A 20,612-nucleotide genomic window follows, 5' to 3' on the forward strand; every position below is an offset into this window, starting at 1 on the left:
ATGGGACGTCTGGTTGTCTTACCGGGTGGACATTGCAGATTGGGTGGCGCTGTTGGTGGCCGCGGGCGCCGCGGGCTGGGTGGACGCCGTGGTCGGCGGCGGCGGGCTGATCATCCTGCCGACGCTGTTCCTGGTGATGCCGGGCATCGCGCCGCAGACCGCGCTGGGCACCAACAAGCTCGCCGCCGTGGCGGGCACCGGCGCCGCCGTGGCGACCTTCGCCAGGAAGGTGCCGATGCGCTGGCGGGTGCTGCTGCCGGCGGCGGGTATCGCGGCGGTGACGGCCGCCTGCGGCGCGGCGGCGGTCTCGCTCATCGATCGCGACCTGTTCATCCCGCTGGTGATGGTGGTGCTGGTCGGCGTCGCGCTGTTCGTGACGCTGCGTCCCTCGATCGGCGTCACCATGGCCACGCACCCGCCGACGCGGCGCAAGACGATCCTGGTGGTCGCGCTCGCCGCGGGCCTCATCGGCCTCTACGACGGCCTGCTCGGGCCCGGTACCGGCACCTTCCTGATCATCACCTTCGCCACCCTGCTCGGCACCGAGTTCGTGCGGGCGGCCGCGATGGCGAAGGTGATCAACTGCGGGTCCAACGTCGGCGCGCTGATCTTCTTCGCGGCGACCGGGCACATCCTGTTCGCGCTCGGCCTGGCGATGGCGGCGGCGAACGTGGCGGGCGCGATCGTGGGCTCGCGCATGGCGCTGCGCCGCGGCGCGGAGTTCGTGCGGGTGGTGCTGCTGGTCGTGGTGATCGCGATGGTGCTGCGGCTGGGCTGGCAGCAGTTCGGCTGAGCCGTCAGCCGACCGGAGCGGGCCGGGCGGCGGCCAGCCACGGCCGCAGCACGTCCGAGGTGGTCTCGTGGATCCGGCGGTCCAGTTCGCCGTCGTCGTGACCCGCGGCCGCCCGCTGGAACAGCACCGTCAGCGCCCCGGACACCGCGCCGACGACCGCGCCCACCAGGGCCGCGGCGCGCACCTCGTCCAGTTCCTCCGGGAAGGCCGCGTGCAGTTGCCTGCCGATCTCGAGCTGCGCGACCAGCTGCGCGTGCGCCGCGCGCCCGCTCACCGCGGGCACCGTGCGCGAGACCTCGGCGCGGACGGCGGCGATGCGGGCGCTGAGGTCGTCCACCAGGTGCTCACCCGGGTTGTCACCCGCCGCGCGCAGCGCTCGCAACAGCACCTCCACCGGTAGCTCGCCGGGGCGGCGGCTGGCGATCGCGGCCACCGCGGCCCGCACCCGCTCGTCGGGTTCGGGGAACAGCAGTTCCTCCTTGCTGGCGAAGTAGTTGAAGAAGGTGCGCGTGCCCACCTCCGCCGCGGCCGCGATATCGGCCACCGTGGTCTCCTCGTAGCCTCTCGTCTCGAACAGCTCGACGGCAGCCTCGAGCAGCGCGCGGCGGGTACGTTCACGTTTGCGGTCACGGAGGGCGGATGGCGGCACGCGGGCAGGCTACGGCATCGCGCGCCGACCGTGTCGCAACCACCCGTGTCGCGCGTGCCGCCGCCCGTCCGATTTCCCCCTGCGCCGCCGTGTGTTTCGCACGGGCGGACCGTCGTGGCCGGTCGGCGCGCCGTGGACGCGCCCGGACGCCCTCGCGGGGACGCGGTAGCGTAGCCGGGGTGAGCATCCCGACCTCCCCGGCGGCGAGTCAGGACATCGACGCCGAATTCCTCGCGCTCCCTTTGACCGAGCTCGCCGGCGCGGCGCTGGCGGCCGCCACCGCGGCCGGCGCCCAGCACGCCGATCTGCGCGTGCACCGCCTCGTCACCCAGTCCATCCGCCTGCGCGACGGACGGGTCGAGGGCGTCGTCGACGCCACCGACGTGGGCCTGGCTGTCCGCGTGATCGTCGACGGCACCTGGGGTTTCGCCTCGCACGCGGCGCTCACCCCCGAGACGGCCGCCGAGGTGGCCCGCCGCGCGGTGACCGTCGCGACCGCGCTGCGCGCCCTCAACCGCGAGCGCGTCGAGCTGGCCGACGAACCCGTCTACGACGGCGTGCGCTGGGTCTCCCCCTACGAGATCGACCCGTTCGCGGTGCCCACCACCGAGAAGGTCGCACTGCTGCAGGACTATTCGGACCGCCTGGCGAGCGCCGACGGCGTCGACCACGTGACCGCCTCGGTGCTGCAGGTCAAGGAGCAGACCTTCTACGCCGACACCGCGGGCTCGTCGATCGCCCAGCAGCGGGTGCGACTGCATCCGCAGCTCGAGGCCATCACCGTCGACGTCTCGGCGGGCGCCTTCGAGACCATGCGGACCCTGGCCGCGCCCGCGGGCCGCGGCTGGGAGTACGTGACCGGCGCCGACGGAATCTGGGACTGGGACGGCGAACTCGCGCGCATCCCGCAGTGGCTGGCCGAGAAGGTGAAGGCGCCCACCGTCACCCCGGGGCCCACGGATCTGGTCATCGATCCCACCAACCTGTGGCTCACCATCCACGAATCCATCGGCCACGCCACCGAATACGACCGCGCCATCGGCTACGAATCGGCCTACGCGGGCACCTCGTTCGCCACGCCCGACAAGCTCGGCACGCTGCGCTACGGCACGCCGATCATGCACGTCACCGGCGACCGCACCGAGGCGCACGGCCTGGCCAGCGTCGGCTACGACGACGAGGGGGTGGCGGGCCAGCGCTGGGATCTGGTGCGCGACGGCGTGCTGGTGGGCTACCAGCTCGACCGGGTGTTCGCCCCGCGCCTGGGCCTGGAGCGCTCCAACGGCTGCTCCTACGCCGACTCCGCGCACCACGTGCCGATCCAGCGCATGGCCAACGTCTCGCTGCAACCCGATCCCGACCGCGATACCAGCACCGAGGACCTGATCGCACGCGTCGAGGACGGCATCTACATCGTCGGCGACAAGAGCTGGTCGATCGACATGCAGCGCTACAACTTCCAGTTCACCGGCCAGCGGTTCTTCCGCATCAAGGACGGCAGGCTGGACGGACAGCTGCGCGATGTGGCCTACCAGGCCACCACCACCGACTTCTGGGGCGCGATGGAGGCCGTCGGCGGCCCGTCCACCTGGCGGCTCGGCGGCGCGTTCAACTGCGGCAAGGCCCAGCCCGGTCAGGTGGCGGCGGTCAGCCATGGCTGCCCGTCGATCCTGGTGCGCGGCATCAACATCCTCAACACGCGGACGGAGGCCGGTCGGTGACGGAACGGAGTGCGCGGGCCGTGGCGCCCGCGGGCGAGGTCGTGGAGCGGGCGCTGGCGCTGTCGCGTGCCGACGAGGCGATCGTGCTCGTCACCGACGCGCACGACGCGTCGCTGCGGTGGGCCGGTAATTCCATGACCACCAACGGTTCCTCGGTGTCACGGAGCTGGTCGGTGGTCTCGATCTTCCGCGAGGGCCCGCACGCGGCCCGGGTGGGCAGCGTGTCGGCCACCTCCGTCGGCCTGGACGGTATCGAGGCGGTCGTGCGCGCCAGCGAGGAGTCGGCGCGCACCGCCGAACCCGCGAGAGACGCCATGCCGCTGCTGGATTCGGCGGTCACCGACCCGGGGTGGGCCGACGAGCCCGCCACCACCGGCATCGAGGTGTTCACCGACCTGGCGCGCGATCTCGCCCCCGGTTTCGACGGCGCCGACAAGCTCTACGGCTTCGCGCACCACCAGGTCCACACCACCTGGCTGGGCACCTCCACGGGCGTCTGCCGCCGCTACGCGCAGCCGACCGGGTCGGTGGAGATCAACGGAAAGCGCGGCGCGGGTGCGGATCTGGCGAGCGCGTGGGCGGGCGTCGGCACCACCGACTTCACCGACGTGGACACCCCCGGCCTGCTCGCGGAGGTGTCGCGGCGGCTGGACTGGGCGGCCCGGCGCGTCGACCTGCCCGCCGGTCGCTACGAGACGCTGCTGCCGCCCTCGGCGGTGGCGGACCTGTTGATCTACATGGTCTGGACGATGGAGGGCCGCGGCGCGCAGGAGGGGCACAACGCATTCGCCCGCGCGGGCGGCACCCGGATCGGCGAGCGGCTCAGCGACATTCCGTTCACGCTGTATTCCGATCCCGCGGCGCCCGGCTTGGAGTACGTGCCGTTCGTGGCCACCTCGACGTCCTCGGAATCGGTGTCGGTGTTCGACAACGGGATGCCCGCCGAGCGCGTGGACTGGTTGCGCGACGGCGCGATCGAATCGCTGGTCTATCCGCGCGCGACCGCGGCCGAATTCGGCGCCCCCGTCGCGGCGCCGGGCGAGAACCTACTGCTGACGGGCGGTTCCGGCGCGAGCCTGGACGAGATGATCGCGAAGACCGAACGCGGCCTGCTGCTCACCACGCTCTGGTACATCCGCGAGGTGGACCCGGCGTCGCTGCTGCTCACCGGCCTCACCCGCGACGGCGTCTACCTGGTGGAGAACGGCGAGGTCACGGCCGCGGTCAACAACTTCCGCTTCAACGAGAGCCCGATCGATCTGCTGCGCCGCGCCACCGAGGCGGGCGCGACGCGCACGACGCTGCCGCGCGAATGGAAGGACTGGTTCACCCGGACGGCCATGCCGCCGTTGCGGATTCCCGACTTCCACATGTCGTCGGTGAGCCAGGCGACCTGACGGGCGAGCGGGGAATGTTCGGGAGGGGTGGCGCCGCCGACCGGGCGGGTCTCGAATATCCCTGGCCCGTCGGCCGATTCGTGCGGGCCGCCCGAACCACGGCGGCCCGCTCGGATCACTCGGGCTGGGCGACCTCGTAGGTGCCGTCGGTCCCGGTGATGGTGACGGCGGCCGTCCGCACGGCCGAGCCGATCCGGACGGTGCAGTCGAAGGTGGCGCCGACCACCACCTGCTGCCCGTCGGGGCACCGCACGTCGCGGGCGTTGTCCAGGCCGTAGGTGTCGATCAGGATGAGCTGGACGCCGCGCTGGAGATCGGTCCGGTCGAGCAGTTGGGGCGTGGGCGCGGGTTCCGGCTCGGCGGCGATCACGGGCGGGGCCGGGGCGGCGAGCACCGGGGTCGCGGGTTCCGTGGCCGACGGCGGTGCGGCGGCGGGTGTGGGTGCGGGCGCCTCGGCCACATCGCCCTCGCGGATGTTCACCACGATGAGCCCGGCGATGATCCCGGCGATGGCGATGGCCACGGCGGCCACGATGCCCGCGACGAACACGGGAACCCAGCCACCTTCGGTGGTCTCGTCCTCGGCGTGGGCGGCGACCGGATAGGGCTGGGATTCCCGAGGTTGCCGCGTCGGTGCTGTCATGAACGATCCCCTCCCCCGGGGCAGGGTCGGAACATGGCGTCCGCCTGGGGACTACCCCGGTATGCCCGTGGAGGATAGCCCAGCCCACCCCGCCAGGGTGCCGGTCCCCCGGAATCGCCGTGCCCGCCTTGCCGATTCCGGACGTTCCGGACGGAAGCGATCCTCAGGCCGCCGGGGTGATCTCGATGCCGATGGTCCCGGCCTTGCCGCGCCGCAGCAGGCTGCCGTAGACGACGATCGGCCCGGTCAGCCAGTACTTCTTGCGGATCAGCTTGCGCACCCGGTCGGTCTCCTCGGCCTCGAGCACCCGTCCGGTGCCCGAGACGACCGCGCCGTGCACCTTCTTGCCGCGCAGATCGCAGGCCTGCACGGTGACGGACGGATCGCGCCGCAGGCGCTTGACCTTCCAGCTCTCGGTCTCGGTCCAGACGTAGAGCTTGCCGCCGTCCTCGACCGCCCACAGGGGTGTGCCGACGGGGGTGCCGTCCTTGCGGAACGTGGTCAGCATGACGTAGTCGGCGGTCCCGGCCTCGCCGAAGGGATTGGTCATGGCCGCCAGCCTATCGGCCCGCGCGCCGACCGGCAGGACTGCGACCGCTCACTCCGGCATCCGGTACTCACCCGCCGCCAGCCGCTCGATCAGCCCGTCCGTCCAGGCGGTCAGGTTGTCGAACACCCCGCCCCACAGTTCCAGCAGGTCGGGCGCGTGCGGCGGCTCGTAGCGGCCGGGGAAATCGGGCACCATGGCGCGCAGCTCGTCGCGCACCGCGGCGGCGTTGCGCCGCTGCTCCCGCAGTTTCGCGATCACGTGCGCGCGAGGCAGCGCGTCCATGAACGCGATGCCCGCGCCGAGTTCCTCCATATCGATCGAGACCAGTGCCGCGTCCATCCGCTCGCGGAACTCCGCCTCGCCCGCCTCCGTCAGCTCGAACAGCGTGCGCCCCGGGCCCTGATCGCTGTCCTCGGTGCCGGCGGCGCGCAGCTTTCCCTCGTGGGTGAGCTGTTTGAGCGCGTGGTAGATCGATCCGGGTTTGACGTTCGTCCACGTCTCCGCGCGCCAGGACAGCAGTTCGCGCCGCACCGCGTAGCCGTAGGTCGGCTGACGGGTGCGGATCACCCCCAGGACCAGCAGGCGCACGGCCGCCACGGCGCACTCCCTTCGTTCGTCGGCATCGAACGGCCCATGCTACTCAAACTTGACTTCCGCGCGGCGCGAGGCCTACCGTTGCGCTACTCAAATTTGACTAATAATCACGGAGGAGTCCCATGGACGACACCACGGTCCCGGTGCTGTGGTCCGCGTCGCCGGCCACCACCCTCGACTTCTACCGGACGCTCGGCTACACGGTCACCCACGAGCAAACCCGCCCCTACACCTACCTGGTGGTCGAACGCGACGGCACCGCACTGCATTTCTCGGACTCGCCGAAGGGCCTCCCCGTGCCGTTCGAGTCGGTGGCCTGTTTGGTGATGGTCGACGACGTCGCCGCCCGCCACGCCGATTTCACGGCGCGCCTGCGGGCCGCGTTCGGCAAGGTGCCCGCCAAGGGCTGCCCCCGCCTGACGCGATTCCGGCCCGGTCAGAGCCGTTTCAGCCTGGTGGACCCGGACGGCAACACCATGCTGTTCATCCAGCGCGACGAACCCGAGAAGCCCCGATACACCGCACGCGATCTCGTCGACCTGGCCAGCACGCTCGAATTCGCCCGCGTACTGCGCGATTTCAAGAACGACGACCGCGCGGCCGCCCGGCTGGTGCAGTCCGGGTTGCGCAGGCACGGCGCGACCGCTCCGGTCGCCGACCGGGCGCGAGCGCTCGCCATGCTGGCCGAGATCGCCGTCGCCGCGGGCGATCCGGAGCTCGCCGAGAAGCACCGCGCCGAGATCAGCGCGCTCGGCCTCTCGGATGCCGACCGCGCGGCGGTGGCCGCCGAGTTGCGCGCGGGCGCCGATCTGGAGCGCTGGCTCACCGAAAACTCTTGAGCCCCAACGCTCACCGGGCGAGGGTCAGGATGCGCGGGCCCTCCTCGGTGATCGCGACGGTGTGTTCGGAATGCGCGGTGCGAGAGCCGTCGGCGGAGCGGATGGTCCAGCCGTCGGGGTCGGTGTAGATGCGGTCGGTGGTGCGCGCGAACCACGGTTCGAGGGCGAGAGTGAGCCCGGGCCGCAGCCGGTAGCCGCGCCCGGCCCGGCCCGCGTTCGCGACATGGGGATCTTCGTGCATGGTGCGCCCGAGCCCGTGACCGCCGAATTCGGTGTTGACCGGGTAGCCGTTGGCGCGCGCGACCGCCTCGATGGCAGCCGAGATGTCGCCGATCCGATTGCCGGGCACCGCGACCGCGATGGCGGCGGCCAGCGCGTCCTCGGTGGCGCGCACCAGTCGCAAATCCTCCTCGTCGGCCGCGCCCACGACGAAGCTGATCGCCGAATCGGCGACCCACCCGTCCACGCCGACGGCCAGGTCGGCGCTGAGCAGATCGCCGTCGCGCAGCGCGTAGTCGAACGGAAGCCCGTGCAGCACGGCGTCGTTCACCGAGAGGCACACGGTGTTGCGAAAAGGCCCGCGCCCGAACGACGGTGCGTAGTCCCAATAGCAGGACACCGCACCCCGCTCCTCGATCCGTTGCCGCACAAGGGCTTCCAGCTCGAGCAGGTTGACACCCACCCGCGCGCGGGTGCGCAGTTCTGCCAGGACGCCGCCGACGAACTCCCCCGCCACCGCCATCCGCTCGATCTCGTCCGCCGTCTTCAACTCCACCATCACGACCTCCGCTCGGTATTTAAATACCAGCCTAGTCGACCGGTATTTAAATACCAATTCTCGCGATTCGGAGCACAACTGTTCACCGAGACCTGCCCACCCGGCCACCGCGACCAGAGTGTTGCGAGACGACAACATTTACCCCCGACCGGCCGCTGTCCTGCGACGATCCAAGAACGAAAACGTAGATTCCCCACGGCCGCCATGTGCGTGCTACCTTTCGTAACACTTACTTGCGACGAGTGTAAACTCAGTGTGGTTGGAGGTTTTCGTGTCCGGCACGATCCACGAAGCGATAGGCAGCCTCGCGCAGTCCGGCTCCGAAGGCGGCGGCGCGGCGCTCGATCAGGTCGCCATCATGACCGGGTCGGCCGGCCTGGTCGCGCTCGTGCTGCTGTGGGTCGGCTACCTGCACCGGACCCGCAAGATCACCTGGCTCGGCGCGCTCGCCGACCGCGTCGGCGCGATCTTCAACCGGCCCGGCTGGGTCGCGCTGCCGATCGTCCTGTTCCTCGGCACCATCCTCACCGCGTTCCTCGGCTTCATCTGGGACGTCTCCCTGCACATCGGCAACGGCCGCGACGAGGGCCCGCTGGCGAACCCGGCGCACTACTTCATCCTGGTCGGCCTGTTCTTCCTGTTCACCGCGGGCATGCTCGCCATCGTGCTGCCGCTGGACGAGAAGCCCGGCCCGGCCGCCGTGCGCATCACCCGCACCTGGTACGCCCCCGTCGGCGGCGTACTGCTCGCGGGCGCCGGCCTCTACGCGCTGATCGGCTTCCCGCTCGACGACATCTGGCACCGCATCTTCGGCCAGGACGTCACGCTGTGGGGCCCGACGCACCTGATGCTCATCGGCGGCGCCGGACTGTCGCTGGTCGGTGTGCTGCTGCTGGAGTTCGAGGGCCGCCGCTGCCGTCCCGACCCCGATCGCGAAGACGGCCGGTTGATCTGGGTCATGCGGTCGTTCGCCTTCGGCGGCCTGCTCATCGGCCTGTCGGTGTTCCCGGTCGAATTCGACTTCGGCGTCGAGCAATTCCGCCTGGTGTTCCAGCCGATGCTGATCGTGGTGGCCGCGACCATCACGCTCGTCGCGGCGCGGACGGTGCTCGGCGCGTTCAGTACTTTCGTGCTCGTCGCGTTCGCGGCCGTGGTGCGCGGTATCGTCGCCTGGCTGGTGGGCGGCCCGATCATCGGCGCGCCCTACAACATCTTCCCGCTCTTCCTCGGCGCGGCCGTGGTGGTCGAGCTGCTGGCGCTGCTACCGCTGATGCGCACACCGATCCTGTGGGGCGCCACGGCCGGTCTCGCGATCTCCACCGTCGGCCTGTGGCTCGAATCCCTCTGGGTGAACGCCGTTTTCATGGATCCGTGGCCCACCGGCATGTGGCCGGAACTGCTGCTGATGGCGGTGCCCGTCGGCGTCGCGGGCGGTGTGGTCGGCGCGCTGCTCGGCATCGTGCTGCGCGGTGAGCCGCTGCCGCGCCCGCCGGTGCGGCGCGGGATCATCGTCGCCGCGGTGCTGATCGTCTCGGCGGCCACCGCCAACGGCCTCATGGTCGAGGTGCCCGAGAACGCGACCGCCTCCGTCACGCTGCGCGACGCCGAACCCGTCGACGGCGGGCGCATGGTCACCGCCGACGTCCGGATCTCGCCCGAGTACGTGGTGAGCGACGATCCCGAGTGGGTGCAGATCCTCGCCTGGCAGGGCGGCATCGACACCCCGAGCAACGGCCTGATCATCGACCACCTGGAACGCGTGGGCCCCAACCACTTCCGCTCCACCGAACCCGTGCCGGCCTACGGCACCTGGAAGACGGTCCTGCGCCTGCACGACGGCCGCGTGCTGACCGCGCTGCCGATCTTCATGCCCGCCGATCCCGGCATCGGGGCCGACGAGGTCTCCGCGCCCGCCGAGTTCACCCGCCCGTTCGTCGCCGAGATCACGGTGCTGCAGCGCGAGCGCAACTTCGATCACCCGGACTGGCTGTTCGGCGCGGCCTCGCTGGTGGTGCTGCTGTGCAGCCTGATCCTGGTCGGGGCGCTGTCCTGGGGCGCGGCCCGCATCAACGACCGGTACCCGACCGCCCTGCCCACCGAGGCGGACGAGCCGGTGACCGCCGGATGACGTCCGTGCCACCCGGCGTGGACGTGCTGGCCGACCATCCGCTGATCCTGGCCGTCCCCGCCTTCGCGCCCGCGTTCGCCGTGGTGGGCATCGTGGTGTTCATCGCGGTGCGCGACCGCCGCGCCGAACGACGCGAGCGCGAACAGGGCCTGGCCGACCCGACATCGACTCCCGAGGAGGAGACCCCATGAACCGCGCCCGTCTCGGCGTCCTGGTCCTGGCCGCGGGCCTGGCCTTGGCCGGATGCTCGTCGAGCGAGTCCACCGACGCCGCGCCGGCCACCTCGGCCGAGCTCACCACCGAGCCCACCCCCGCCCCCGACTTCAGCCAGCCGATGACCATCGGCGTCACGCTGTCCGACGGCTCGGTGGACCCGGTGAACGCCCAGCTGACATCGCGGGTGGGACAACCGATCGTCCTCCTCGTCGACAGCGATACCACCGACGAACTGCACGTGCACGCCACCCCGGAGCACACGTTCCCGGTCGAGGCCGCCCAGAACCAGCGGTTCGAGTTCGTCGTCGAGGTGCCGGGCCGGGTCGAGATCGAACTGCACGGCGCGCACCGGACCGTCGCCACCATTCTCGTCGCCGCGTGACGGCGGTCCTGGCGCACGGGATCGGCGGCGCGACCGACCTGCCGATCCCGTTGACCTACGCCCTGATCGGGGCCGCGTGGGCACTCACCTTCTCTTTCGCGGTGCTGGCCTTCGCGTGGAAGGATCCCCGGCTCGATCCGGACGCGCCGGGGAAGCCGCTACCGAATGCCGTTCGCGCGGTGGTGGATTCACGGGGTCTGCGCACGGTGCTCGCGGTGCTGAGTGTCGCGTTCACGGTGGCGGTACTGGTGTCGGGGTTCTTCGGGCCGCGGGAGCCGTCGGCGAGTCCGGTGCCGGGGGTTGTCTACATCTACCTGTGGGTCGGGGTGATGGTGGCCTCGCTGCTGGTGGGGCCGGTGTGGAAGGTGCTGTCGCCCGTGCGGGCGGTGCATCGGGCGTTGTGCCAGGTGCTGGGTCGGTCACCCGAAGACGGGCTGCTGCCGTATCCGTCGTCGTGGGGGTATCGTCCGGCGGCGCTGGCATTGTTCTCGTTCGTGTGGCTCGAGTTGGCGTCACCCGACCCGGGATCTGTTCTGGCCGTGACCCTTTGGCTGTGCGGGTACCTGGTGGTCACGCTGGCGGGCCTGGTGGTGTTCGGCACGGTGTGGGCCGAGCGCGCCGACCCCATGGAGGTGTACAGCGGGCTGATGGCGCGGTTGAGTCCGTTCGCGCGCCGCGCCTCCGGTGCGCCGGTCTTGCGCTGGCCCCTCGACAATCTCGCGGGCACGCCCGCGCTGCTGGGGTCGGTGGCGGTGGCCGCGACCCTGCTGGGCTCCACCGCGTTCGACAGTTTCTCGATGTTCCCCTTCTGGCGCGACATCGTCTACGACGCGGGTGATTTCGCGACGCCCGTACGCACACTCGGCCTGCTCGTCTTCATCGCGGTCGTCGGCGGGCTCTTCGAACTCGCCACCCGCGCGACCGGCGGCGTCTCCCGCGCCGACCGCGCGCTGCTGCCGATCCGCTTGGCTTACAGCCTGACCCCGATCATCGCCGGCTACATCGTCGCCCACTACCTCAGTTTCCTCGTGGAGAAGGGCCAAGCCACTCTCCTGCTCTGCGCCGACCCCTTCGGCCTCGGCTGGAACCTCCTCGGCCTCGACAACCTCGAGGTGCACTACCTCCTCTCCCAGCACCCCGGCGTCCTGGCCACCATCAAGGTCCTCGCCGTCCTCACCGGCCACATCCTCGGCGTAGCCGCCGCCCACGACCGCTGCCTGCGCCTGCTCCCCCCAGCCCACCGCCTCACCGGCCAACTAGCCCTCATGCTCGTGATGGTCGGCTTCACCTTCCTGGGGTTGTACTTGTTGTTCGACGCGTGAGCGGCGCGCCTGGAGTCGTCCGCGCACGCCGCGACCACACGGAACAGTCCGATCAGGCTGCTCGCCGAGCTACGGCCGAGGGGCCAGCCCGCCCGCGCGCGCGACCCGACCGGCTCCTCAACCGCGCCGTGCGGCACCATCACCTGGGCCGCGACGGGAGCCCGGCCCGGCCCCCAACCCCGCGTCGCGGTTGTGTCCACCGGCGGCGGGGTGGGTGGACCATGGTCGCGTCCGGCGCGCGGTGACGAGTCGGCCGGTGACAGCCAGTTGAGCGACGCACGTCCGCCAAGACCGCCTCGCACCGGCTGGACCGAGCGACCGGATGCGCATCGAGAAGCTCGGCCCCGTGACAACGCATGGCCAGCACGCTGACGCCGACCCCGGATCTCACTCGAGCACCAGCGCCTCGGCGACCGCATCGATGAGCAGTCCGCGCATGACTTGCCAGTTCAAGCCCAGGTCGGCGGGCTCGCCGACGACCATTCCTTCCACAGCGCGTTCGATGAGCATGATCAGCAGCACATCCGCCTCGGGCGGTCGTGACGCGCCCGGGCTTATCTGCCGACGCAGACCACCGAGAACGGCGACCTGACGTCGCTGCAGTTCTCGATACGCCAGGACGGCTTGCTCGTCGATCGACCGGTACGTCGCCATCGCTTGGCGGAGACCGTGCCAGCGGGCATGCAGATCAGCACCGATATCGACGAGGCGTTCGGCACGCTCTGCCGGACTGCCCGGCGCCGACACCGCCGCGCTCAACGCCTCCCACTCCTCGACCACCCACGTCTCATAGGCGGCGAGCAATGCGGCGCCCTTGTGCGGGAAGTGGCGATAGAACGTGCCGGTCGCGTATCCGGCCGCAGCCACGATTCGCCGTACGTCGGTACCCGCATAACCGTATCTGTTGAACGTCTCGGCCGCGGCGCGCACCAACCGCCGACGGGTGTCGACGGGCCTCCCGCGGCGTGGCCTGTCCACTGGCCTCTGCGTCATAGTGAACATTGTGTCATTATGGAATCGGTGGTTCGACGACAGGAGTTCCGATGCGGATCACACCAGGAGACACTGCTCTGATCACCGGTGCCTCACGCGGGATAGGCCACCATCTGGCGCTCTCGCTGGCCGCCCGCGGAGTCAACGTGGCCCTGGCCGCCCGGTCTGCCGACCGATTGGACCGGGTAGCGGCACAGATCCGAGACCGGCACCGGGTAGCGGTCAGCACGCTGCCGGTAGATCTGAACGACCGCGCGCAGACCACCGAGCTGGTCGAACGGGCACAATCGGCGGCGGGACCGATCGATCTGCTGGTCAACAATGCGGGCGTGGAGGCCTCGCACCGCTTCGACTTACGTTCATTCGACGACATCGCGACGTTCACCGAAGTCAATCTGCTCGCCCCGATGCTGCTCACGCGGGCCGTGCTACCCGAGATGATCGCACGCAGGCGCGGCCACATCGTCAACATGGCGTCGATCGCCGGCTTGCTGCCCGCAGCCTACGAAGAGCCATACAACGCAACCAATTTCGGGTTGATCGGATTCACGAAATCGCTCCGGCTGACCGCTCAGGACCGCGAATGGGGCGTCAGCGCGTCAGCGGTGTGCCCCGGATTCACCGACGGAGCCGGGATGTACGAGGACATGCGCGCCGAATTCGGTATCCGCGCCCCGGCCAGCATGGGGTCCCTCCCTGTCGGCCGGGTCGCCGACGCGGTCGTCCGGGCCGTCGAGCACGACCTCCCCGAGGTTGTCGTGATGCGCGGAACTCCGCGACCGGCCATGGCAGCCGCCGCTGTATCACCACGGCTGTTCGAGCGACTCGCCCGACGCCTCGACCTGGCAGCACCATTCCGGCTCATGGCCGACGCACGAGCTGACGCGCAAACACCCGATCACTGAGCACCGCGCCCAGTCGCCCGGCAGCTTTCGCGGAACTGACGTAGCCGTCCTGTTCGTCAGTGACGGGACCTAGGAGTTCTGAACGCCTCGTGGCCGAAGACCGCAGCCGAGGCGCACACGCTGGGCCCATTTCCGGTCGATCGAGCGGAAGAGCAAGGGATAGACGAGGAAGTGGCGGAAGGGCTTGATGAAGGCCATGTAGGCGCGGCCGAGGAGGCCGTTGGTCTTCACCAGGACGGCGAGGCGGCCGTGGTAGGTGTCGCCGTCGCGCACCCAGCCGAGGTGCATGACCATGTGGGCGGTGCGGTTCGACATCTCGGCGGCCCACTCGTCGGGAAGTTCGTAGATGGGACCGAACTCGGCGGGATCGAGCCGGTCGGAGGGCGGGGTGGTCGGGGGTGGGGCCGCGGGGAGGTCGGCGGGCAGCCGATCCCGCAGTGAGCCGACGCGGGCGCCGACCGCGCTGCCCGCCTTGTCCAAGCCGAACAGGGCGCCCAGGCGAGTGCGCATCGCGAACAGCGCGCGCACGACGGGATGGGACACGAGGTCGTCCTCGTCGCTGTCGAACAGGTCGATGAGCAGGGGGAAGTCGTCGGGACCGCCCGGCGTGGGCAACGCCCACACGTCCTCGAGCTCGAAGTCGCGGGTGATCTCGTGGATGCGCCAGGGGCGCGAGGTGTGTTCGGACTCCGGGAGCCGCATGGTGTTCCTCCTCGATCGGCGCCGTCTGCCGGGCGCGAGTTCCGCCACACCGCCCAACCCGCCGGGCCGGATCGGTGCGACCATGGAGGAATGATCGAGCAGGCGCGCTCGTCCCGTATTGAACGAAACGGCAACTCCGTCTTCCTGGCGGTCGCCGGCGAGTTCACCTGCTACGCGGAGTCCGGGGGCCCGTGGGGCACCGCCGGTCACCGTCATCCGGCATGGACCCTCACGTTGTCGGCGGACGGGCCGCTGACCGCCGTCGACGATTCCGGCGCGAAAGTTCAGGCGGCCGGAATTCTGGTGCCACCCCACCATTTCCATACGACGACTGGCGAAATCGCCGCGACCACTTTGTGGATCGATCCCCATCACCTGCGCGTCCCGGGTGCACCCCGCATCCATGCCCTCGACAGCACTCAGGTGCGGCGCCTACTGGCCGCGATCACAACGGATTTCGACCCCGACCCGCTACGACACTCTCTGCGCGAAACGTTCGGCGACCCGCCCCCGGCGGACCCTCGAATCACCTACGCGCTCACCGCCACCGAGGACGAACTCCAAATGGCCCCAAGAACTCTCGATCTCTCACCGCGTCGCCTCCGCCAACTGGCGCAAGCTCACTTTCACGGCCCTCTCGCCCCGCTGCGCCGCTGGCACCGCCTCCGCGAGGCCGGTCTCCAACTCCCCTACCAGCCCGCCGCCGAAGTGGCCGCCACCTCCGGTTTCGCCGACCAACCGCACCTCATCCGCACGTCCATGGCCTTCTGCGGCCGCACTCCCGCCTCCTCCCCGGCGGCAGCGAACTACCGCCCACCGCGGTGAGAGCCGATCCAGGGGCGCGCTGAGCTGTTCGGGTGCGGCGCAGGCGCACGTCTAGATGGTCGTGTGCTGCGCTCCCGAAGTCAGCGGTTGAACGCGCCTCGAGCCGCCGCGCTCAGGAAGGCCGACCACTCGTCGGCGCTGAAGGCCAGGGCGGATCCGGACCGATTCTTCGAATCACGAACTCCGACAGTATTGTTCGCGAAGTAGGCTACCTCGACGCAATTCTTGTCGGCACCGCTGCGGCTGCTCTTGAACCACCGGGCACCGGTCATGTCGACGTTCATTCGCACTCCTTGGCCGTCCTTCTGAGCAGGGTCCGGCTCGCCACGGGATCCATGGCGTTCCAGCGCATGCTCTCGTACGCACGATGGTAGCGCTCGACAACGCGGGGACGATCGAAATACAGGTCTCCGGCGAAACGTTCGGTATACACCACTTGCGGTTCCAGGGATTTCCCGCGCTTGTCCGTCCCGAAGTCGAGCAGCACGAACGATCCGATCGACACGCCCATGGGAAGCCCGGCGCCGAAAGGGAGTACGCGCAGTTCGACGTTCGGACGCAGACTCATGTCCGCGAGGTGCGTCAACTGCGGACCCATCACGCCCCGTCCGCCCACGTCCACGCGCAGCACCGACTCCTGCACGATGACGTTCAGCCGCATCGGATCGTATTTCCTGGTGATCCGCGATTGCCTGCGCATCCGCACTTGCACTCTGCGAGAACGCTGTTCGAGACTTTCGCGCGGATAGCCGGCCCGCATCAGGGCGTGCGCGTAACCCGCCGTCTGCAACAGGCCCGGCACCACCTCCGACTCGAACGTCGTGATCAGCTCCGCCGACGACTCCAAGCCGACGTAGAAGTCGAATCGGCCGAGAATGTCGTCGTACCCGCACCACCAGGGTTCTTCGATCCCTTGTGTGGCAAGCACTTTCATCGCCGCGGTCTTCTCGTCGTCGAACCCGTACAGCGCGCACAGCGCCTCCACGTCGACCATCCGCAGCCGAGTCACGAGCCCCTTCTCGATCCGCTGCACCGTACTCGTACTGCGGTCGATCAGCGTCCCCACCCGCGCGAGCGTGAACCCGCACCCCTCCCGCCCCTCGCGTAAGTACTTCCCGAGCTGCCTGCGCGCCAGCGTCGACCTCTCGCCCGACATTCCCGCCTCCCTCCAGATCTCGTTGCGCGCAAGCAGATCACGGGTCCGTCGCGCCCGGAACCATTGACACGAAATTCGATTCAATTGCCGCATAAGCCCAGGAAGGCTTGCGTTCTGCAACCGATACCGGAGCTGATCCAGTTCGCCGCGGCGTCTGGCGGTCAGGGTTCTCGCACCCGTTGCGCACCTTCGAGCCCCAACCACCGCCTTGTCCGGGAACCTCCCCGAACACCGCACCAAGGTCCCAGTCGACGCACAGGTTCGAAGACACGGGTGCCGGCGCGGCGAGCGCATCAGTCCGCTCGTACCGGGTGCGCGGGATCTGCCGCGTCGCTCGAACGCCGACCAGCGGGCGGTGATCCCGCCGGAGCGGTCGCATTGTCCGCATCGCCGAGACTCGCGCCACGATAACGTGGCGAATCGCTCACATCGCCGCAAAAGCCCAGGACGGAACCCAGCTTCCGGGTAACTGGCGTCCCAGGGGAACCGATCTCCGGTTTCAAGCGTCAAGTACAGTGAGCGCACGCGTGCGGAGGGAGGGCCGGTCGATGGAAGTCGGGCAGACGACAGCGAACGCGTTGTATCAGCAGGCGGTGGGGGGAACCTTCCGCATGGAGGCGGATGCCGCGCGCAAGTGTGCGGAGGTCTATACGCGGTTCGTGGAGACCACGATCGACACGCAACTCCGAGCTGCGGGGGACTTGCAGCGTCTGGAGGGGTTCGGCGGGTTCGAGTCTGCGCAGCAACTCCAATCCGGATTCGCAGCCAAAGCCCTCAAGATGACAGAAGCCCTGATCGCGATGAAGGAAGCTGCGCTCAGGATGGCGGCCGCCTACCTTCGAGCGGGACAGCTCATAGAGGAGGCGGACGCGATGAACGCCCGCGCCATCAACACCGCCGCAACGGAGGTATCGCAGTCATGACCCGGACGAACCGACGATGGGCGATCCCGATGCTCGCGGTCGTACTGTTCGCGATCGGCTGCTCGACCGAAGGAACACCGACGTCCACGCCCGGCCAGTCGACACTGCCTGCTGAGACAACGGCGGCACGACCCACCCTGACCGATTCGAAGCTTCAGCCCCCCTCTCAGAACAATCAATACACCCAGAGCAGCGGGCGTCCCAAGATCGTCTTCGACCCCTGCACATGGATCAGTGACGAAACCATCCTGAGGGCGGGATTCGAGCCGGGTTCACGCAAGCGCGGCAAGGATCTCGTGGCAGAGTACAGCTTCTTCATTTGCCAGTTCGATGCTCTTGCAAAGGATTTGACCGTCTACTCCGGAAACGCCACGTGGGAGGAGAACATCGCGAAGGTCGGGTCCTACAGCGAGCCAACCAACATCAACGGCCGCGAAGCACTACTCGTCCGCAACCCCGGGATGCGTCGCGGCTGCCAAGTAGACGTGCGCACGGAGGTCGGATTCGTCCAGATTGCCGTCGATCTCACCGACCGATCCCCCGCCGGCACCGACCCCTGCGCCGGCATCACCGACATCGCCTCCACCATCGAGCCGGAAATCGGCAAGGACAACTGACCATGGCCGACCCCTACATCAACATCAACGACAACCCGGCCGCCTTGGGCGTCTTCATGGACGGCAAGGGCCCGGACGTCACGCGTCCCAGTGAGCGTTCGCGCCTGAATCAGGAGGGTGCGGAGAAGTACGAATCGGATCTCACCCAGTTCGGGGAGGACCCCGCGTACATCACGCGGATGGAGCAGTTCGAGGGGCACACGCACGCCGAGATCTACGCCAACGCGCAGCTGATGAATCCCGGGCTCATGCATCAGCAGGCGGACTCGTGGATGGAGATCGGGCACTCCCTGAGCGGCGGACTGCTCGGGACGCATCTCGCGATCCAGTCCGCGCTGGCCGAGGGGATCGAGGGCCAGATGGCCGATGCCGCACTGGCTTCCGCGCAGCAGTTCTACAAAGAAGCCACCGGGATCCAGCAGGTGATCAATACGACCGGCACGCGGATCAAGGCCGTGGCGCACGCCGCCGAGGTGGTCAAGACCTCCGTCCCGCCGCCCGTCGCCCCCTACGGCCAGAACGGCTCCGAGGGCACCCTCGATCCCGCTCAGATCATCATCGCCGCGTTCGGCACCGGCCTCGTGGACTCGGGCGCGAGTGAGCAGGTCGCGTATGAGCGGGGTGCGGAAGCCCTCTACCGCGCCGCGATCGACACGATGAACAACAGCTACAAGCCGTCCTACGGCCCGGCGGGCACCGGCGTGCCGACCTTCACCCCGGTCACGGTGCCGGGCACCGATGATCCCGGAAACGGGGGCAATGGTCCCGGGACGAACGGGCCTGGCACCGGGAATCCGGGCGGCAGCGGCACCCCGTCCGAGAATCAGGAGACGCCGGGCGAGAACGACGAATCCACGAATCCCGCAGGGGACGAACAGGATTCGCCCGCCGACACTCAACCGTCCGGGACCGGCACGACCACAGACCCCGCCAACAACAGCACCACCCCGGCCTCCACAACACCCTCCGGAACGCAGCCGAGCACGCCCACCACGCCCACCACGCCGGGCACCGGCAACCCGAGCACGCCCGGCCCCGGCCCGGGCGGCGGACCCGGCCCCGGCGTCCCCGGTCCGGGCAGTCCCGGCCAGGGCCGCAGCGTCACCGGCGCACCGACGGGCCTGGGCTCGACCGCGGCGGCCGCCAACGCCGCGAACCGCGCGCCCGGCGCGGGACGGGCGGGCATGCCCGGCATGATGGCCCCCGGCACCGGTCGCGGCAAGGACGACAACGAGAGCAATCGCCAGATCCCCGACTACCTCATCGGCGTCCAGGAAGAACTGCTGGGCACGCCGGAGCCTACGGTCCCGCAGGCCATCGGTGACGACGCGCCGGCGAACCGGCCCGACTTCGACGGAGAACAGCGCTGATGCGGTGGGAGTTCACCCCCGACGAGTTCATGCACGTCTGGCGGGAGACGGGTGCCGACCGGTTCCCGTTCCCGCTGCGCTTGATCGCGTCGGTCCGGTGGGAGGACGAATTCGACGCCCTCACCAGGCACTTGGACGACCGCCTGCCCCGGCACGGCGACCCCGACCTCTCCGCCGCGCTGCGCGTCGCCGCCGACCCCGAGACCTCCCTGTCGCTGATCGGCACCCGCCGCAAGCCCATGCGCGCCTACGGTGCGATCGACACCGATATCGGCGTCACCATGGTGCAGCGCCCCGGACCGACCACCGAGTTCGGCGGCAACGTCGTCATCCAAGCCGGTCGCGCCGCGCTGGTCGCGAAGGTGTTCACGGCGGTCGCGGGCGACGTCCCCGCCGGACGGCACCGCGCCCTCTCCGAGGATCTCGACCGCCTCCAGCTCGGCATCGACTCGTGGACCGGCAGCAAGGAGACCGCCGCCGACCGCATCCTGCGCCTGCTCCGCGCGCCGCGCTCCGGCTCGGGAACCATCGAATCCCTCCCGAACGTCCGCGGCCATCGCCCGCCCGAACCCCGCTACCTCAACTGGTTCGACATCGAAGGCGACGGCCGCTACCTCTACCGCAAGCAGTTCAACGAGTTCCACCTCACCCCCTGCGACCAGTCGGCGATCCTCCGCGAGATCACCCAGCTCACCCCGGCCACCCGCTGACCCGCGACAAGGTCCCCTCGGGCACCACGAAGCCGCGCGGTCGGCGATTCGGTCCACCCACGGAGTGACCCAGATCATTGCGATCTTGACACCTCCTCGACCACCATCCCTCCTCGACGTCGCCGTGACCTGCGGTGACCGCGCGAACGAGAGGTGTGTCCATGCGGGAGAGCGCGAACGAGGAGAGCTTCACGCTCGATCTGACGCTGGGTGAGGCGCACCGCCGTGCCGCCGTGATGCGGGCGCTCGGCGACGACTGGGACCCCATCGCGGTGCTGGAGGCCGAGGAACGCGCCTGGGACATGCTGTACTCCGGACTCGACGGCGAGCAGCAGCGCGTCTACGACGAGCTGGTCGCGGCCGGTGTGCTGCCGGTCCGCGCTCCGCGTGGCTGACCGC

General features: G+C 69.7%; 24 protein-coding genes. 15 read left to right on the forward strand and 9 right to left on the reverse strand.

Annotated elements, in window-relative coordinates; genetic code table 11:
- Positions 1 to 25: 25 nt before the first annotated feature.
- Positions 26 to 793 carry a TSUP family transporter gene (locus DFR74_RS08810; protein ID WP_067512872.1) on the forward strand — a complete coding sequence of 256 codons (768 nt, stop codon included), beginning with the start codon at positions 26 to 28 and terminating at the stop codon, positions 791 to 793.
- A gap of 4 nt (positions 794 to 797) precedes the next feature.
- Here the strand turns inward: DFR74_RS08810 and DFR74_RS08815 are convergent, their stop codons facing one another.
- On the reverse strand, positions 798 to 1,442 hold the full coding sequence (locus tag DFR74_RS08815) for a TetR/AcrR family transcriptional regulator (protein WP_170160720.1): 645 nt from the start codon (positions 1,440 to 1,442) through the stop codon (positions 798 to 800).
- Between the two features lie 215 nt (positions 1,443 to 1,657).
- On the opposite strand from DFR74_RS08815, the gene DFR74_RS08820 reads away from it, so the two are divergent.
- Both DFR74_RS08820 and DFR74_RS08825 read left to right on the forward strand, forming a co-directional pair.
- Positions 1,658 to 3,163 carry a TldD/PmbA family protein gene (locus tag DFR74_RS08820; protein WP_198161865.1) on the forward strand — a complete coding sequence of 502 codons (1,506 nt, stop codon included), beginning with the start codon at positions 1,658 to 1,660 and terminating at the stop codon, positions 3,161 to 3,163.
- Between the two features lie 20 nt (positions 3,164 to 3,183).
- On the forward strand, positions 3,184 to 4,560 hold the full coding sequence (locus tag DFR74_RS08825; protein ID WP_067512868.1) for a metallopeptidase TldD-related protein: 1,377 nt from the start codon (positions 3,184 to 3,186) through the stop codon (positions 4,558 to 4,560).
- Between the two features lie 115 nt (positions 4,561 to 4,675).
- On the opposite strand, the gene DFR74_RS08830 is transcribed toward DFR74_RS08825, so the two are convergent.
- From DFR74_RS08830 to DFR74_RS08840, 3 genes are all read right to left on the reverse strand, one after another.
- Positions 4,676 to 5,203: a DUF4333 domain-containing protein gene (locus tag DFR74_RS08830; RefSeq protein WP_067512866.1), complete on the reverse strand. Its 528-nt coding sequence runs from the start codon at positions 5,201 to 5,203 to the stop codon at positions 4,676 to 4,678.
- A gap of 163 nt (positions 5,204 to 5,366) precedes the next feature.
- Entirely contained in the window at positions 5,367 to 5,753 is a 387-nt protein-coding gene (locus DFR74_RS08835) for a PPOX class F420-dependent oxidoreductase (RefSeq protein WP_067512864.1), read from the reverse strand.
- 48 nt (positions 5,754 to 5,801) lie between these two features.
- On the reverse strand, positions 5,802 to 6,350 hold the full coding sequence (locus tag DFR74_RS08840; protein ID WP_067512862.1) for a PadR family transcriptional regulator: 549 nt from the start codon (positions 6,348 to 6,350) through the stop codon (positions 5,802 to 5,804).
- 119 nt (positions 6,351 to 6,469) lie between these two features.
- Here DFR74_RS08840 and DFR74_RS08845 point away from each other — a divergent pair, with 119 nt between their 5' ends.
- Positions 6,470 to 7,186, forward strand: coding sequence for a VOC family protein (locus DFR74_RS08845; protein ID WP_067512860.1), 717 nt, complete (start codon positions 6,470 to 6,472; stop codon positions 7,184 to 7,186).
- 10 nt (positions 7,187 to 7,196) lie between these two features.
- On the opposite strand, the gene map is transcribed toward DFR74_RS08845, so the two are convergent.
- Positions 7,197 to 7,964: a type I methionyl aminopeptidase gene (gene map / locus DFR74_RS08850; RefSeq protein ID WP_067512858.1), complete on the reverse strand. Its 768-nt coding sequence runs from the start codon at positions 7,962 to 7,964 to the stop codon at positions 7,197 to 7,199.
- A gap of 358 nt (positions 7,965 to 8,322) precedes the next feature.
- Between map and DFR74_RS08855 the strand changes: the two genes are divergently transcribed.
- Genes DFR74_RS08855 through DFR74_RS08870 form a run of 4 tightly spaced genes read left to right on the forward strand, consistent with a single transcriptional unit; the run spans position 8,323 to position 12,012 of the window.
- The gene (locus DFR74_RS08855; RefSeq protein WP_232331873.1) at positions 8,323 to 10,092 is read left to right on the forward strand and encodes a hypothetical protein; all 1,770 of its coding nucleotides are present in this window, start codon (positions 8,323 to 8,325) and stop codon (positions 10,090 to 10,092) included.
- Positions 10,089 to 10,283 carry a hypothetical protein gene (locus tag DFR74_RS08860; RefSeq protein ID WP_067512855.1) on the forward strand — a complete coding sequence of 65 codons (195 nt, stop codon included), beginning with the start codon at positions 10,089 to 10,091 and terminating at the stop codon, positions 10,281 to 10,283. Before DFR74_RS08855 ends, DFR74_RS08860 begins: the two co-directional genes overlap by 4 nt.
- Positions 10,280 to 10,690: a hypothetical protein gene (locus tag DFR74_RS08865; RefSeq protein ID WP_067512853.1), complete on the forward strand. Its 411-nt coding sequence runs from the start codon at positions 10,280 to 10,282 to the stop codon at positions 10,688 to 10,690. Before DFR74_RS08860 ends, DFR74_RS08865 begins: the two co-directional genes overlap by 4 nt.
- Positions 10,687 to 12,012 carry a hypothetical protein gene (locus tag DFR74_RS08870; protein WP_067512851.1) on the forward strand — a complete coding sequence of 442 codons (1,326 nt, stop codon included), beginning with the start codon at positions 10,687 to 10,689 and terminating at the stop codon, positions 12,010 to 12,012. Before DFR74_RS08865 ends, DFR74_RS08870 begins: the two co-directional genes overlap by 4 nt.
- Before the next feature lie 387 nt (positions 12,013 to 12,399).
- On the opposite strand, the gene DFR74_RS08875 is transcribed toward DFR74_RS08870, so the two are convergent.
- Positions 12,400 to 12,942, reverse strand: a complete 543-nt coding sequence (locus DFR74_RS08875; protein WP_232331872.1) for a TetR/AcrR family transcriptional regulator — start codon at positions 12,940 to 12,942, stop codon at positions 12,400 to 12,402.
- A gap of 113 nt (positions 12,943 to 13,055) precedes the next feature.
- Here DFR74_RS08875 and DFR74_RS08880 point away from each other — a divergent pair, with 113 nt between their 5' ends.
- A complete protein-coding gene (locus tag DFR74_RS08880) occupies positions 13,056 to 13,910 on the forward strand; it encodes an SDR family NAD(P)-dependent oxidoreductase (RefSeq protein ID WP_067512847.1) in 855 nt (284 codons plus the stop codon).
- A 69-nt stretch (positions 13,911 to 13,979) separates the two neighbouring features.
- Here the strand turns inward: DFR74_RS08880 and DFR74_RS08885 are convergent, their stop codons facing one another.
- Positions 13,980 to 14,612 (reverse strand): DUF2867 domain-containing protein, encoded by a 633-nt coding sequence (locus DFR74_RS08885; protein ID WP_067512846.1) that lies wholly within the window; start codon positions 14,610 to 14,612, stop codon positions 13,980 to 13,982.
- Positions 14,613 to 14,702: 90 nt separating this feature from the next.
- Between DFR74_RS08885 and DFR74_RS08890 the strand changes: the two genes are divergently transcribed.
- A complete protein-coding gene (locus tag DFR74_RS08890) occupies positions 14,703 to 15,437 on the forward strand; it encodes a helix-turn-helix domain-containing protein (RefSeq protein WP_084538051.1) in 735 nt (244 codons plus the stop codon).
- A gap of 80 nt (positions 15,438 to 15,517) precedes the next feature.
- On the opposite strand, the gene DFR74_RS08895 is transcribed toward DFR74_RS08890, so the two are convergent.
- The gene (locus DFR74_RS08895; protein ID WP_067512844.1) at positions 15,518 to 15,721 is read right to left on the reverse strand and encodes a DUF397 domain-containing protein; all 204 of its coding nucleotides are present in this window, start codon (positions 15,719 to 15,721) and stop codon (positions 15,518 to 15,520) included.
- Positions 15,718 to 16,593: a helix-turn-helix domain-containing protein gene (locus DFR74_RS08900; protein WP_067512842.1), complete on the reverse strand. Its 876-nt coding sequence runs from the start codon at positions 16,591 to 16,593 to the stop codon at positions 15,718 to 15,720. The genes DFR74_RS08895 and DFR74_RS08900 overlap by 4 nt, the downstream gene beginning before the upstream one ends.
- A gap of 548 nt (positions 16,594 to 17,141) precedes the next feature.
- Between DFR74_RS08900 and DFR74_RS08905 the strand changes: the two genes are divergently transcribed.
- From DFR74_RS08905 to DFR74_RS08925, 5 genes are all read left to right on the forward strand, one after another.
- Entirely contained in the window at positions 17,142 to 17,516 is a 375-nt protein-coding gene (locus DFR74_RS08905; protein ID WP_067512893.1) for a hypothetical protein, read from the forward strand.
- Positions 17,513 to 18,133, forward strand: a complete 621-nt coding sequence (locus tag DFR74_RS08910) for a DUF3558 domain-containing protein (RefSeq protein ID WP_084538050.1) — start codon at positions 17,513 to 17,515, stop codon at positions 18,131 to 18,133. The genes DFR74_RS08905 and DFR74_RS08910 overlap by 4 nt, the downstream gene beginning before the upstream one ends.
- Positions 18,134 to 18,135: 2 nt before the next feature.
- Positions 18,136 to 19,503, forward strand: a complete 1,368-nt coding sequence (locus DFR74_RS08915; protein ID WP_067512838.1) for a hypothetical protein — start codon at positions 18,136 to 18,138, stop codon at positions 19,501 to 19,503.
- The gene (locus DFR74_RS08920; protein ID WP_067512836.1) at positions 19,503 to 20,213 is read left to right on the forward strand and encodes an ESX secretion-associated protein EspG; all 711 of its coding nucleotides are present in this window, start codon (positions 19,503 to 19,505) and stop codon (positions 20,211 to 20,213) included. Before DFR74_RS08915 ends, DFR74_RS08920 begins: the two co-directional genes overlap by 1 nt.
- 161 nt (positions 20,214 to 20,374) lie before the next feature.
- Complete coding sequence (locus DFR74_RS08925; protein ID WP_067512834.1) at positions 20,375 to 20,608, forward strand: DUF6400 family protein; 234 nt, start codon at positions 20,375 to 20,377, stop codon at positions 20,606 to 20,608.
- Positions 20,609 to 20,612: the final 4 nt, after the last annotated feature.

Origin of the sequence: Nocardia puris, from assembly GCF_003315035.1 — a bacterium.
GTDB classification, from domain to species: domain Bacteria; phylum Actinomycetota; class Actinomycetes; order Mycobacteriales; family Mycobacteriaceae; genus Nocardia; species Nocardia puris.